This is a genomic window from Allobosea sp. 01N443 (genome assembly GCF_056399325.1).
This window is the reverse complement of record NZ_JBFTRC010000196.1, coordinates 1-12,965: the sequence shown is the minus strand read 5'-3', so window position 1 is coordinate 12,965 and position 12,965 is coordinate 1. Positions and strand designations below refer to the sequence as shown.

13 protein-coding genes are annotated in these 12,965 nt (G+C 64.9%); 5 read left to right on the top strand and 8 right to left on the bottom strand.

Going from position 1 to position 12,965, the window contains the following annotated elements:
- Positions 1-293 (top strand): hypothetical protein (locus AC1DRP_RS30610; RefSeq protein ID WP_476770453.1); only part of this gene is annotated, 293 nt, incomplete at its 5' end.
- 381 nt (positions 294-674) lie between these two features.
- On the top strand, positions 675-959 hold the full coding sequence (locus AC1DRP_RS30605; RefSeq protein WP_476770452.1) for a hypothetical protein: 285 nt from the start codon (positions 675-677) through the stop codon (positions 957-959).
- Between the two features lie 90 nt (positions 960-1,049).
- On the opposite strand, the gene AC1DRP_RS30600 is transcribed toward AC1DRP_RS30605, so the two are convergent.
- Entirely contained in the window at positions 1,050-1,262 is a 213-nt protein-coding gene (locus tag AC1DRP_RS30600; protein ID WP_441506066.1) for a hypothetical protein, read from the bottom strand.
- A gap of 282 nt (positions 1,263-1,544) precedes the next feature.
- Here AC1DRP_RS30600 and AC1DRP_RS30595 point away from each other — a divergent pair, with 282 nt between their 5' ends.
- Positions 1,545-1,742, top strand: a complete 198-nt coding sequence (locus AC1DRP_RS30595; RefSeq protein WP_441490085.1) for a hypothetical protein — start codon at positions 1,545-1,547, stop codon at positions 1,740-1,742.
- Between the two features lie 578 nt (positions 1,743-2,320).
- On the opposite strand, the gene AC1DRP_RS30590 is transcribed toward AC1DRP_RS30595, so the two are convergent.
- Positions 2,321-3,547, bottom strand: coding sequence for an MgtC/SapB family protein (locus tag AC1DRP_RS30590; RefSeq protein WP_476770451.1), 1,227 nt, complete (start codon positions 3,545-3,547; stop codon positions 2,321-2,323).
- A gap of 193 nt (positions 3,548-3,740) precedes the next feature.
- Here AC1DRP_RS30590 and AC1DRP_RS30585 point away from each other — a divergent pair, with 193 nt between their 5' ends.
- Both AC1DRP_RS30585 and AC1DRP_RS30580 read left to right on the top strand, forming a co-directional pair.
- Positions 3,741-3,899 (top strand): hypothetical protein, encoded by a 159-nt coding sequence (locus AC1DRP_RS30585; protein WP_441490082.1) that lies wholly within the window; start codon positions 3,741-3,743, stop codon positions 3,897-3,899.
- Positions 3,900-4,096: 197 nt separating this feature from the next.
- Positions 4,097-5,335, top strand: coding sequence for an MFS transporter (locus tag AC1DRP_RS30580; RefSeq protein WP_441506069.1), 1,239 nt, complete (start codon positions 4,097-4,099; stop codon positions 5,333-5,335).
- A 170-nt stretch (positions 5,336-5,505) separates the two neighbouring features.
- Here the strand turns inward: AC1DRP_RS30580 and fabI are convergent, their stop codons facing one another.
- From fabI to AC1DRP_RS30550, 6 genes are all read right to left on the bottom strand, one after another.
- The gene (gene fabI / locus AC1DRP_RS30575) at positions 5,506-6,282 is read right to left on the bottom strand and encodes an enoyl-ACP reductase FabI (protein WP_441506070.1); all 777 of its coding nucleotides are present in this window, start codon (positions 6,280-6,282) and stop codon (positions 5,506-5,508) included.
- A gap of 4 nt (positions 6,283-6,286) precedes the next feature.
- The gene (locus AC1DRP_RS30570; protein ID WP_441506071.1) at positions 6,287-7,471 is read right to left on the bottom strand and encodes an ABC transporter permease; all 1,185 of its coding nucleotides are present in this window, start codon (positions 7,469-7,471) and stop codon (positions 6,287-6,289) included.
- A 1-nt stretch (position 7,472) separates the two neighbouring features.
- On the bottom strand, positions 7,473-10,211 hold the full coding sequence (gene rbbA / locus AC1DRP_RS30565) for a ribosome-associated ATPase/putative transporter RbbA (protein WP_476770450.1): 2,739 nt from the start codon (positions 10,209-10,211) through the stop codon (positions 7,473-7,475).
- Entirely contained in the window at positions 10,211-11,257 is a 1,047-nt protein-coding gene (locus AC1DRP_RS30560) for an HlyD family secretion protein (RefSeq protein ID WP_476770449.1), read from the bottom strand. Before AC1DRP_RS30560 ends, rbbA begins: the two co-directional genes overlap by 1 nt.
- Before the next feature lie 62 nt (positions 11,258-11,319).
- Positions 11,320-12,534 carry an acetate/propionate family kinase gene (locus AC1DRP_RS30555; protein WP_441506073.1) on the bottom strand — a complete coding sequence of 405 codons (1,215 nt, stop codon included), beginning with the start codon at positions 12,532-12,534 and terminating at the stop codon, positions 11,320-11,322.
- 3 nt (positions 12,535-12,537) lie between these two features.
- Positions 12,538-12,965 (bottom strand): phosphate acyltransferase (locus AC1DRP_RS30550; protein WP_476770448.1); only part of this gene is annotated, 428 nt, incomplete at its 5' end.

The window sequence follows — 12,965 nt, the reverse complement described above, 5'->3', positions numbered from 1 at the left end:
CCATACGGATTGTTGATGCACCGGGAATCATAGGGGCAATTTTGGGCGGTGGCTGTACCACTGATGCCAATGACGGCAACTGCCGCGAACAATGCCTGTTTCATCGTGACCACCTGCCGTCGAGTCTCTTGCGTCATCCCGGCGCGAAGATAGCATTCGCGCCCATTTTTGCTAGACGTTGGGCAAGCGCCGTGAGGGGCGTATCGCCAGACTTGCTTCAAAACGCTTCCGCCTGTGGAAAGCTCACTTGGAGCGCCGCGGCGTTTTTGATTGTTGGCCTTATGGATACTTGAATTAGAAAAATATTTTAAATTTGAATGCCATATAGATTTCTTACGGTTCCCTCCTGCGCACCATTGTTTAGCTTGGTTTCACAAGCATTCCGGATCAGCCGTAGGGCCAATCTGGGGCAAAGAGCCGAGCGTTTCCTCGGTCTTATGCTGCTGATCACGAATCGCGAAGCATCACTTCCGAGTGGCGGCCTGCTTTGCATATGTCCGGTAGCAATGCGGGCAAGTCGGCTTCCCGCTCGCAAATGCCATGCTGTCWGGCTCTAGGCGCTGAACGATATGGGTGTGTGGCAGGCGGAAGGTACCTACTCGCGAGCTGCCTGAATGGCTCACACACGATCCGATCAGCAGCGAGTGCTCGCTGCGCCTGCAGGAGGAGATTTCATGTCCTATGTCGATGAACTCGAGCCGCTCATTCGGTTGGAGCAGGAGCTGCGGCAGACGATCGCGCTGAGCCTCGCGGAAGAGAGGGGCCAACCCCACGTCGGGGCCCCGACCGAGGAGCAATTGCTCGCTGCCGATGAGGCGATCGCGGCTTGGGCCGAGGTGGTCGATTTCGAGCAGGACATGCGCGCTTTCCGGCCGCTGACGCCTCTGCAGACGCTGCTCGCCCAACATCTCGGGATATGCGAGCGCATTTTCGACATCCGCGACAGGCGGCTGTCCTGACCAGGATAAGGTCAATCGGGAGCAAGGCCGGGACGCTCCCGCGCGAGCCGGAACGGCCCGAGCGACCCGGCTGCCCCATGTTTCGCAGGTCTAGCTGCCAGCCGTCTCCTCGGCCGTCGCCTTGTCGAGAATCTCGACCACCTCTTCCAGGCTCTCCCTCACGCCGAGCATGAAGTCCTTGCGGAAGCCGATGATGGTGTCCGGCGGGTTGCCCTTGAACGTATAGACCACGCTGACCTGCGCGGGATTGACGTAGACGGGCTTCCCATCGGAGGGCGAAGTGAACTTGCAGAGCTTAGGCATGATCTCTTCCGTCAATGGCGATTCGATGAGCAGAGCTATACGGCAAGGCGGCCGCTCGACGAAAACGCCGGGCGTTGGTGCCAGCCAGCTGATGAAGATCGGCGTCACAATTTGGCGTAGCGAGAGCCGTGTCCGACGACGGCGGAACGTCGCTTGGGCATGCCGTCCCGGACCCAGCATTCCCACTCGGGCATCCCTGCGTCACGCTAAGTGAGGTGCCTCACATATCCGACCGGCCGGAATGCGTAGTCTTTCACGCACTGACGAATGTCGGAGCGCACCATGAGCCCCACCTGTGACGAGAAGCTTGAGCAGTTCCGGCGCAGGGAGGTCGAACGCGCGCAGAAGGCAGGCCTGTCAGCCTATATCCTGAACGAAGACGGCAGCGTGATCCGCATCGCTCCCGACGGCAGGCTAGATCTGATTGTCGTTCAACTCGGTAGCCAACACGCACAGGCCCCCGGGGCTCGCTCTCGATAGCTCACGGCCCGACCTCGGGCAGTCGTACTGCTTGCCCCGGGGCAGTCCCCGAGCCCCGATGTTGGCGGATATCGCCTGGGCCGCTTGACGGTGTCATGCCGCGTCAGCTCGCTCGCCCGCCGCGTTCACAGGTCGATCGCAGCCTCGGTCAATGACGAGCGGCAGCCACCGGAGGCGCCGACTCGCGACTCGACACGGGCCTGCAACAGGTGTGATCTCGACAAGAGCGCCGAGGGCTGCGACGACGCAGGCCTTCCAAGCCGTGCAAGTGCTGGTTGTTCCGGGAGGTCTCACCATGACGCGCAGGTTCACCGCAGCTTTGTCCTTCATGCTCTCCCTGGTTCTGGCAGCGCCGGCCGGGGCGCAGATCGGCACGCCAGGGAACGCGCCGCTCACACCTGGTGGCCCCAGGCAAGGTCTTGGGCCCCCCTCGCTCAGCGACAGTGTGCCGGATATCCGATTGCATTCGAGTGGCGGCGGGATCCCGGGCGCAGGCCCGCCGATCGGCTATGGAGGCACGCAGCCGCTGGGCAACGCCGGCATCGGGGCCGGATATGGCATGGTCGATCGCCGCGCGGTCAGAACGACCGGCCGGCACTGCCAGACATCGAGCCGGATCTGCGTGCTGAACCGCCCGTGGAGGCGGCGAGCCCGGCCTTGACCAACGTGTTGACGCCTGTCGCGAGCAGGATCGCATGGCCCGCGAGCGTCGGGTCAATGACGCCGAGCGCCATGCGCGACATCGAGATCACGACGGCATCGACATCAGCAATGCCGGACAGAGCGGCCGTGGCGAGCACGCCCGCATCGCCGAAATGCTGCTGCAGCAGGCGTGCGGCAAGCATCACCACCGCGATGAACGCTGCCATCTTCAGAGCGGAGCCGAGTTCCAGTGGATTCGAGATCTTCAGCTCCGGGCGCTCGGAGGAGCCGCCAGTGTTGATCAGCATGAGGCCGGCGCCTGCCGCCAGGACGCCGCCGGCGCAGGCAAGGGGCAGTGCAAGGAGCGGGATCAGGACCGGGTTCAATGCCATCGCGACCACAGCGACGCGCAGGACCATCACCACCCCGGCGATGAGGATGCCGGCGCTGAGCAGACGGCCGGAATCAGAATGCTGGCGCGCGAGCCCGGCCAGGGTCAGCGTTGTCGCGGTGGAGGAGGCGAGGCCGCCGGCGACCGCCGCCATGATCACGCCAAGGCGGTCGCCAAAGATCCGGACCGCGACATAGCCTCCGAAGGACACGGCCGCGATCAGGATGGCGAGCAGCCAGATCGAATAGGGATTGATCGATCCCCATGGGTCGATCGGGCGGTTCGGCAAAATCGGAAGCAACAGGAACGACATCGCGAGCAGGGTCAGGACCGAGCGGATTTCCTGCCAGCTCAGCGAGGCCACCCACCGGTGCAGCTGTTCGCGCAACGCCAGCAGCAAGGTCATCGCGACTGCGCCTGCAATCGCCGCAGTGAGATCGCCCACCACGGCGAGCGCGCCCAGCATGAAGGTCAGCATCCCGGCGATGACTGAGGTCGCACTGACATTCTGCTCGGCGCGCGCCTCCAGCCAGTGGAAGGCGCCGAAAGCCGCACTGTATCCGAGAAAGACCAGGCCGATCGCGATGCCCCCGAGCTGCTGGCCGATGGCTCCGGTCACGCCGCCGAGCAGCCCGGACAGCGCGAAGGTGCGCAGGCCCGCGGCGCGCTGGTGGTCATCCTCGTCGCGCGTGCGCCAGCCACGTTCGAGACCGACCACGAGCCCGATGGCGAGGGAAACGGCGAGGCGGCTCAGGAGGGCGTGTTCATCCATATCGGTCTGCGGCTTGGCTCGGGCGTGGCGATCGTTCGACGAGCATATCGGAAGCGGCCGGTTCGGATAGCGCCCAGGGCGCATCCCATGTGGCACCCGCGGCTGTCATCTGCAGGTCATGCAGGCGGTCTTTAGACCAGCCCATGTCGTCATCGCGGGCGGCCTGGCCCGTCTTATGCTTGGTGAGTTGGTCATGAATCGGCTGGTCATTATCTACTCGGAAGAGGACTACGCCTGCGCTTGCGAGCGCCTCGAGGAACTGCGCACCAGGCCGGATTGCCGGGCGAAGGACGAGGAACTCGACGCGATCCATGATGCCATGCTCGCCTGGGAGCTGAGGCAGGACGACTGACATCCAGCGGATGGTTCTGCTGCTCGCCCGTCGCGAACTGGCAGGCACCCGAGTCCATGTTGCGACGCACTCAGCCCACATTCTCACGCTAGCCACCCTGGACCGCCCGAAGAATCTCCGGGGCGGACGTCGCATTCCTGCGGGCGCGCGACACTCTGGCCGGCATCTCTCGGCCGCTAGCGAAAGGAGCCTGGCCGATGCTCGTGCAGATCGGAACTCTCATCGCCGCGACGAGCCTCATTCAGCTCGCGAACGGCTTCTTCAACACCTTCCTGTCCCTGCGGCTGACGATCGAGGATTTCGGTTCCACGCTGAACGGCGTCGTGCTCAGCGCCTATTTCATCGGCTTCACCATCGGGGCGGTCGGGTCCGGGCAGGTGATCCAGCGCATCGGCCATATCCGCGCCTATGCCGCATTCGCGGGCATGGTGGTGGTTGCGACAGCCACGATGCCGCTTCTTGTCTCGCCATTGGCCTGGATCGTTTGCCGCGCCGTCATCGGCATGGGCTGCGTCGGCCTGTTCATCACCACGGAGAGCTGGCTGAACGCCAAGGCGCAGGCGGATCAGCGCGGGCGGGTGTTCTCGATCTACATGGTCGGCACGTTCCTGGCGCTGGCGCTCGGCCAGTTGCTGATCGGCAAACTCGCCATTCACTCCATGACGCCCTTCAACATCATCGCCGTGCTCTTTGCACTTGCCCTGGTGATGGTCAGCACGACGCGCGCCGAGGCGCCGGGGATCGCACCGGAGGCGACGCTGCGCTATGGCGAGTTGACCCGGCAGGCGCCGGTGGCCGTGGTCGGCTGCGTCATCAGTGGCATGATCAGCAGCGCCTTCTACGCGCTCGTACCGGCCTGGATGCTGAGCAATGGCGTGCCGCAGCAGACGATCGCGCTCTTCATGCTGGTCGCGGTGCTGGGCGGTCTGGCGCTTCAGGTTCCGGTTGGGCGCCTGTCTGATCGTGGCGACCGCCGGCTGGTTCTGGCCGGCCTCGCGCTCGGCTTTGCGGCGGCGGCGCTGCTGCTGGTCATGTTGCCCCCGAAGCTTGCAGCGGTGCTGCCCGTGGCGGCGGTGCTCGGCGGCTTCATGTCGACGCTCTATCCGGTCTGCGTCGCCCATGCGCTCGATCGCATGCCCTCAGATCGCGTCGTTGCCGTCAGCGGCAGGTTGATCCTGGTCAGCGGCTTCGGCTCGGCCCTGGGGCCGATGCTCGGCGCCGCCGTCATGTCGCGCTTCGATATTGGCGGGCTGCTCTATTTCATGGCGGCCGCGACCATCCTGCTCGCCGCGGTCTCCGGCCTGCGCGTGCTCGTCAAGGCGCCGCCTGTCCGGGTCGAGCGTCCCTTCGAGATCATCGACCCATTGACGGCACCGATCTCGCAGGAGCCGGAAGCGACGGATCCGGACGGAACGCCGCGCGCTGTCCCCGCCTGAAGCGTGCGGCGGGCAGCCTCAGGCATCGGCCCGAAAAGTGGATTACGGTTTTCGGGAAAGCCGATGCAAGCACAGAGAATCATCGGCTCGAAAAGTGGATGACGGTTTTCGGGAGGGCCGATGCAAACGCAGAAGATCACCGGCCGGGATACGATGTCCGGTCCGATGACCTAACCCATGATGTGATAGCCGGCATCGACATAGATCGTGTTGCCGGTCATGCCGGTGGCGGCATCGCTGATCAGGAAAGCGGCGACCTGCCCGACCTCGTCGATGGTGACGACGCGCCCTTGCGGAGCCCGCGCCGCGGCTTGGGACAGAAGCTCGTCGAAACCGGCGATGCCGCCGGCGGCGCGTGTCTTCAACGGGCCCGGCGAGAGCGCGTGCAGGCGGATGCCCTTCTGGCCGAGTTCATGGGCGAGATAGCGGGTCGTGCTCTCGAGCGCAGCCTTCACCGGTCCCATGATGTTGTAATTGTCGAGCACCTTCTCGGCGCCGTAATAGCTCATGGTCAGGATCGCGCCGCCCGCGCTCATCAGCGGCTCGGCCTTGCGGGCCATTTCGATCAGCGAATAGCAGGAGACGCGCATTGCCTGCTCGAAGCCGTCCCGCGTCACATCGACGACCCGGCCATGCAGGTCGTCGCGCGGTGCAAACGCGATCGAGTGGATGACGAAGTCGAGCTTGCCCCAGCGCCTTGTGATTTCCTCGAACACGGCGTCGAGCTGCCCGGGCATCTCGACATCGAGCGGCATGATGATCGGGCTGCCGAGTTCCTCCGCGAGCGGGCGCACCCATTTCTCGGCCTTGGCGTTCAGATAGGTTATGGCCAGCTCCGCGCCGAGCCGGTGCAGGACCCTGCCGCATCCGAAGGCGATGCTGTCCTCGTTGGCGATGCCGACGATCAGGCCCTTCTTGCCGCGGACGATGTCGTCGATCGTGCCCATCTGGCTAGTCTCCGAAGATCACGCGGCGGAAACGGCTGAGCGCATAGGTGAAGTATACACTGCCGATGACGACGAGCGCGACGAGCTGCAGCCAGACCACGGAGAGGCCCGCGCCGCGATAGAGCACGGCCTGCGAGAACCCCACGAAATGCGGTGTCGGACTGATGATCTGCATCACATATTGCAGCCAGACGGGCATGCTCTCCATCGGCGTGCTGGAACCCGACAGGAGCTGCATGATCACCAGGATCGGAATGGCGAGCAGCCCGAACTGGCCCATCGAGGTGGCGAGCGTGCCGAGCATGATGCCGAGCGCCGCGACCGTGAAGGCGTAGAGCGCCGCACCCGCCAGGAAGAGCGTCAGCGAGCCGGCGATCGGCACCTGCAGCCACCATTGCACGACGACCGCGAGCGACAGCCCGGCCGCGACCAGGATGACGAGCCCGTTGGCGATGATCTTCGCCAGCATGATCTCGGCCGGCACGACCGGCATCACCAGCAGATGCTCGACCGTGCCCTGTTCGCGTTCGCGGATCAGCGCCGCGCCGGTCAGGATCACTGTCAGCAACGTGACATTGTTGATCACCTGCATCACCGAGGTGAACCAGGCCGAATTCAGGTTCGGATTGAACTTGGAGCGGATGACGACATTGATGGGGGCGCTGGTCACGGTTTCCCGGCCGGCCAGGAAATTCGTCACCTCTTGCGCGATGATCGACTGGATATAGACCGAGCCGTTTCCGGCCTGGGTCATCGCGGTGGCATCGACATTGAGCTGCACGGATGCCCGCCGGCCGGAGAGAAGATCGGCCTGGAAGGAGGGCGGGATTTCCAGCACGAAGACCAGCCGGCCGTGATCCATCTCCTCGTCGATGTCGCGTGCGCTGATCGTCAGCGCGCTCTTGAACAGCGGTGGGTTCAGTGCGTTCTGGATCTGGCGCGAGAGATCGGAGCGGTCCTCGTCGACAATGCCGACGGTCAGGTTCTTCGCCTCGGTCGAGGCACCGGTCGCCACCGTGTAGACGGCGATGCTGAAAGCATAGACCACGAGGATGAGCATGACAGGGTCAGCCCGAATGCTGCGCAGTTCCTTGATGACGAGCTGGTAGATATTGGCCAGATGCAGCCGAAGGCCCGTTGGCCCTTGCTGCGCTGGTTCCGTCGTGGCGCTGGTTCTCTCCGGCGACATCTCAGAGCTCCTGTTTGCGCAGGAGAAGCTGCGAGACGACGAGGAAAAGGACTGCGAAGCCAGCGAGCATGATGAGGTTGAACGACAGGTCGTCGAACCCCAGGCCCTTTGTGAAGGCGCCGACGCTGACCGGCTGATACCAGGCCGTCGGGAAGCCGAGCCCGATCATCCGTGCTCCGCCCGACAGCGAGGCGACCGGAACGAGCAGGCCCGAGAAGTTCACTGCCGGTATGATCGACAGGATCGCGGTGGCGAATACGGCGGAGACCTGTGTCCTGGTGAAGGTCGAGATCAACTGGCCGAAGCCCGTCGTCGCGATCACGTAGAGCAGGGTGCCGAGCACCAGCATCGCGATCGAGCCCTTGATCGGCACCCCGAAGAGGATGATCGCAAGCAGCACCAGCAGCACGAAGCTGATCATCGCGATCGCGATATAGGGCAGCTGCTTGCCGAACAGGAACTCGAACTTGGTGATAGGCGTCGACTGGAAATTGGCGATCGAGCCGGTCTCCTTCTCCCTCACCACCGCAATGGCGGACATGACGGCCGGGATCAGGATCAGCATCAGCATGATCACGCTCGGCACCATCGCATTGRCGCTCTTGAAGGCCTGGTTGTAGCGGAAACGGGTCTCGACATTGACGAGACTGGCCGCGCTCGTGCCGGCACTGTTCTGGGCGAGCCATTCCTTGGCGTATTGCGCGGCAAGCCCGGTGACGTAGCCCTTCGTCGTCTCGGCGCGGAACGGCATGGCGCCGTCGAGCCAGACCGCGACCTCCGGCTTCCTGCCGGATTGCAGGTCGCGCCCGAAGCCGGGCGGGATCTCGATCGCGAGCTGCAACTCGCCGTTCCTCAGCCGCTGGTCGAGCTCTTCGGCCGTCCTGATCGGCGCACGCTCGTCGAAATAGCGCGAGCCGGAAAAGGCCTCGATCAGCTGGCGGCTTTCGGGGGTATTATCCTGGTCGAGCGCCGAGAAGCGCAGGTTCTCGACATCAAAGGAAATGCCGAAGCCGAAGGCGATCATCAGGACGAGCGGGCCCAGGAAGGCGAAGGCGAGCCGGATCGGATCGCGCAGCAGCTCCATCGTCTCGCGCCGCGAATAGGCCCAGAGCCGCTTCGGGTCGAAGCGGCGCGGGGCCCGGATGGGTTCCGGTGGCGGGAGTACCGCGTTCGGGTCAGGCGCCTCCGATTTCGCTTCGCGATCGATCCCTGCGGCCTCGGCGAGATAGTCGACGAAGGTGTCCTCCAGCGAGGAGCTTCCACGTTCCCTGACCAGTTCCTCCGGTGTGCCGACTGCGAGCACCTTGCCGGCATGCATCAGGGAGATGCGGTCGCAGCGCTCGGCCTCGTTCATGAAATGCGTCGAGAGGAAAATCGTCACGCCGTCATCGCGCGAGAGATCGATCAGCGTGCGCCAGAAGGCGTCGCGCGCGATCGGGTCGACGCCGGAGGTCGGCTCATCGAGAATGAGCATGGCCGGCCGATGGAGTACGGCGACCGCAAGCTGCAGGCGCTGCTTGATGCCGAGGGGCAGGCTGTCGGGCCGAGAGTCCACCACATCCCTGAGGTCGAAGCGCTCGAGCAGCTCCGCGATGCGACCTTCGATCTCATCGTTCGGCAGGTGATAGAGCTTTGCGTGGAGTTCGAGATTCTGCCGGACCGTGAGTTCGGTATAGAGCGAGAAGGCCTGCGACATGTAGCCGACATTCCGGCGCGTCTCCATGTCGTTGGAGCCCATCGGCTTGCCGAACAGCTTGGCCCAGCCCTCGGTCGCCGGCAGCAGGCCGGTGAGCATCTTCATCGTCGTCGATTTGCCGCAGCCGTTCGAGCCGAGGAAGCCGAAGATCTCGCCGCGCTCGATCCGGAAGCTGACATGGTCGACGGCCGTGAAATCGCCGAAGCGTCGGGTCAATCCTTCGGCCTCGATCGCCGGCACGGCGCTGTCGCTGGCCGGGCGCGGGCGTACGATGACCTCCTGGTGCTGCGCCCGCTTCGCCTCCGGGAGCAGCGCGATGAAGGCGGCTTCCAGCGATGTCTGGCCTGTCTTCCCCAGGATCTCGGAGATCGGCCCCGAGGCGATCACCTTGCCGTCATCCATGGCGGCCAGCCAGTCGAAGCGTTCGGCCTCGTCCATATAGGCGGTGGCGACGATCACGCTCATTTGCGGCCGCCGGCCACGGATGGTGTTGATCAGGTCCCAGAACTGGCCGCGCGACAGCGGGTCGACACCGGTGGTCGGCTCGTCGAGGATGAGGAGGTCCGGGTCGTGGATCAGGGCGCAGCACAGGCTGAGTTTCTGCTTCATGCCACCCGACAGCTTGCCGGCCGGGCGGCCTTCGAACGGGTCGAGACCCGTCGCCTTCAGCAACTCGTCGATCCGCCGCCTGCGCTCAGCTTCGCCCTGGCCGAAGAGCCGGCCATGGAAGTCGATATTCTCGAAGACGCTCAGCGTCGGATAGAGATTGCGGCCTAGGCCCTGCGGCATATAGGCGATGCGGGCGCCCTGCTTCTCGCGATGGGCCTTGTCGGCCATGTCGCCACCGAAGACCGTGACATGTCCGGTCTGGATTTCCCTGACGCCGGCAATCAGGGCGAGCAACGCAGATTTGCCGACGCCGTCGGGACCGATCACCCCCACCATGCGGCGGGAGGGGAAGTCGATCGAGACATCGTCGAGCGCAACCGTTTTGCCGTACCGGTGCGAGACATGCTCGACCTTGGCAATGACGCCGTCGTTCATCAGGGGAGCTTCACGGTGAGATCTTCGGGCCACTGGATCGACGGGCTGGTCCGGACGAAGCCCATGCCGCGCACCCCTGTCTTGGCCTGGCGGTGATATTTCTTCAGGACGCGCGGATCGATCTGCAGCTTGACGCGGAACATCAGCTTCTCCCGCTCGTCGGCCGTCTCGACGCTCTTCGGCGTGAACTGGGCGTCCGCCGCGACGAAGCCGACATTGGCCGGGATGACATATTGGGGCAGCGGATCGACGGTGATCCGGGCCTCGTCGCCAAGGGCGAGCAGCCCGGCCTGTGCGGCCGGGAGATAGATCGTCATGTAGACATCGCTGAGATCGAGCAGCGTCAGGATGCGCGCGCCTGCGCCGACGACCTCGCCCGCGCGTGCGAGCTGGTACTGAACCCGGCCGCTGCGGGGCGCGACGAGCGTCATGTCGACGAGAACCRCCTCGATGCGGTCGACCTCGGCTTCGGCGCTCTTGATCGCGAACTGCGCCTGGTCGCGCTGGGCCTCGGCTGCGACGAGCGCGGCCTTGGCGGTATCCGCCTTGGCGACGCGCTGGTCGAAGGTCTGCCTGGTCAGATAGCCCTTGTCGACGAGCTGCTGGCCACGCTCCAGCTCAGCCTGGCTGAGGGTGATCTCGCTCTTGCGCTGGACGATCAGCGCATTGGCTTCCGCCAGCCCATGCTTGGCCTTGAGAACCTGGGATTGGGCGCCGCGAAGCTGGGCTTCGTATTCCGGCGACGAAATGCGCGCGACCACTTGCCCGGCGGTGACGTCGTCGCCTTCATTGACGAGCACTTGCGACAGGCGGCCGGCATATTTGGCGGAGATATCGATCTGCGTCGCCTCGATACGGCCGTTCGACTTGGCAATCCCGCTGGGCATCGAGCCGCTGCGCAAGCGCTGGAGGAACGCCTGGATCTTCGACTGGGCCTGGGCCGGCGCCGTGATCGAGAGGTCGCGCGAGACCGGGGCGAGCACGCTGCCGACGGTCAGGAGCGCCACCGCCAGGGCTGTCGCTGCGGGTAGACGGACCACTATCATCATCACTCTCCGAGCTCGGCGGTTGCGCTTGCGGCGAGAACCGGCTGCTTCCTGATCCTGTGTTATGACCGCGCGGGCTCTCGCGCAGCCACTCCGGTGCTCCGAAGCAGCCGCAGCGTATGCTGCGCGATCATGCGTTCCTCGTCCGTCGCGACGACGAAAATCTGCGTCCGGCTGCCTTCGGCATCGATGCGCCTGTCATTGCGCCGGTTGGCCTCGGCCTTGAGCGACAGTCCTGCCCAGTGCAGGCGATCAACCACGTTCTGTCTGACCTGCCAGGCGTTCTCGCCGACGCCGGCCGTGAAGACGATGCCGTCGAGCCCACCGAGCGTGACCGACAGGCTGGCGATGGCTTGCGCGACGCGGAGGCTGAAGAAGTCGATCGCCATTGCGGCCTCGGGCCTCTCGCTCTCCTGCAGTTCGCGCACATCGTTGCTGATGCCGGACAGCCCGAGCAGGCCGCTTTCGTGATAGAGCATCTGGCCGACTGCGGCCGGGCTCATGCCCTTCTGCTCGATCAGATGCAGGACGACACCGGGATCGAGCGAACCCGAGCGCGTTCCCATCGGCAGTCCGTCCAGCGCGGTGAAGCCCATCGTCGTCTCGATGCTGCGGCCGCCCTGCAAGGCGCAGACGGAAGCCCCGGAGCCGAGATGGGCGATGATCACCCGCTTGTCTGCAATCTCCGGTGCGATGCCGTACAGCGCCTTCGAAACATATTCATAGGACAGGCCATGGAAGCCGTAGCGCCGGACGCCCTCGTCATAGAGCGCACGCGGCAGGGCGAAACGGTCTGAGAGTTCGGGATGGCCGCGATGGAAGGCCGTGTCGAAGCAGGCGACCTGCGGCAGGTCGGGCCGGCGTTGGCGCAGCACGCGGATCGGGTCGAGATTGCTGAGCTGATGCAGTGGCGCGAGCGGGATGAAGGTTTCGAGCGTCTTCATTACCGCGTCGTCGACCAGCACCGGTGCCGAATAGACCGGGCCGCCATGGACGACGCGATGGCCGATGCCGATGATGGCCATGTCCCGGATCTCGCCGACGACCCAGTCGGCAACGACCTGTTGCGCCTGCGCCGAGTTCGCAACCTCCGCGACGGTGAAGCTGCGCTCGATCAGCGACGTTCCGTCATGGCTCTTTGCCTTGAGCCGCGGACGGGTTCCGATCCCGTCCACGGCGCCGCCGAACATCAGCTCGATATCGTCGCCTGCGACGCAGTAGAGCTTGAACTTGATGCTCGAGCTGCCGGCATTGACGACGAACAGGACCTCGGTCACCGGCTAGGCTCCGATTGGCTTGGCCTGCAGCAACGCATGGGCATAGAGCCCGGCAACGGCGCAGGAGGCGAGGCGGGTCCGGACATTGTCGGCGCGGCTGGTCAGAATGATCGGCACGCGCGCGCCGAGTACGATGCCTGCGGCATCGGCCCCGGACAGGAAGGTCAGGTTCTTCGCCAGCATGTTGCCGGCTTCGAGGTCGGGCACCACCAGGATCTGCGCTCGGCCTGCTACCGGCGAGACGATGCCCTTGATGCTGGCCGCCTCCGGGCTGATCGCATTGTCCAGCGCCAGTGGCCCATCGAGCAGGCCTCCGGTGATCTGGCCGCGATCGGCCATTTTGCAGAGCGCTGCCGCCTCGATCGTGCTGGGGATCTTGGTGGTCACGGTCTCCACGGCCGAGAGGATCGCGACCCTCGGGGCTCCCAGGC

What these genes read in the sequence shown, in the direction of transcription:
- AC1DRP_RS30605 (WP_476770452.1), top strand. Translation starts at nt 675, where the DNA reads ATGTCCTATGTCGATGAACTCGAGCCGCTCATTCGGTTGGAGCAGGAG.
- AC1DRP_RS30600 (WP_441506066.1), bottom strand. Translation starts at nt 1,262, where the DNA reads ATGCCTAAGCTCTGCAAGTTCACTTCGCCCTCCGATGGGAAGCCCGTC.
- AC1DRP_RS30595 (WP_441490085.1), top strand. Translation starts at nt 1,545, where the DNA reads ATGAGCCCCACCTGTGACGAGAAGCTTGAGCAGTTCCGGCGCAGGGAG.
- AC1DRP_RS30590 (WP_476770451.1), bottom strand. Translation starts at nt 3,547, where the DNA reads ATGGATGAACACGCCCTCCTGAGCCGCCTCGCCGTTTCCCTCGCCATC.
- AC1DRP_RS30585 (WP_441490082.1), top strand. Translation starts at nt 3,741, where the DNA reads ATGAATCGGCTGGTCATTATCTACTCGGAAGAGGACTACGCCTGCGCT.
- AC1DRP_RS30580 (WP_441506069.1), top strand. Translation starts at nt 4,097, where the DNA reads ATGCTCGTGCAGATCGGAACTCTCATCGCCGCGACGAGCCTCATTCAG.
- fabI (WP_441506070.1), bottom strand. Translation starts at nt 6,282, where the DNA reads ATGGGCACGATCGACGACATCGTCCGCGGCAAGAAGGGCCTGATCGTC.
- AC1DRP_RS30570 (WP_441506071.1), bottom strand. Translation starts at nt 7,471, where the DNA reads ATGTCGCCGGAGAGAACCAGCGCCACGACGGAACCAGCGCAGCAAGGG.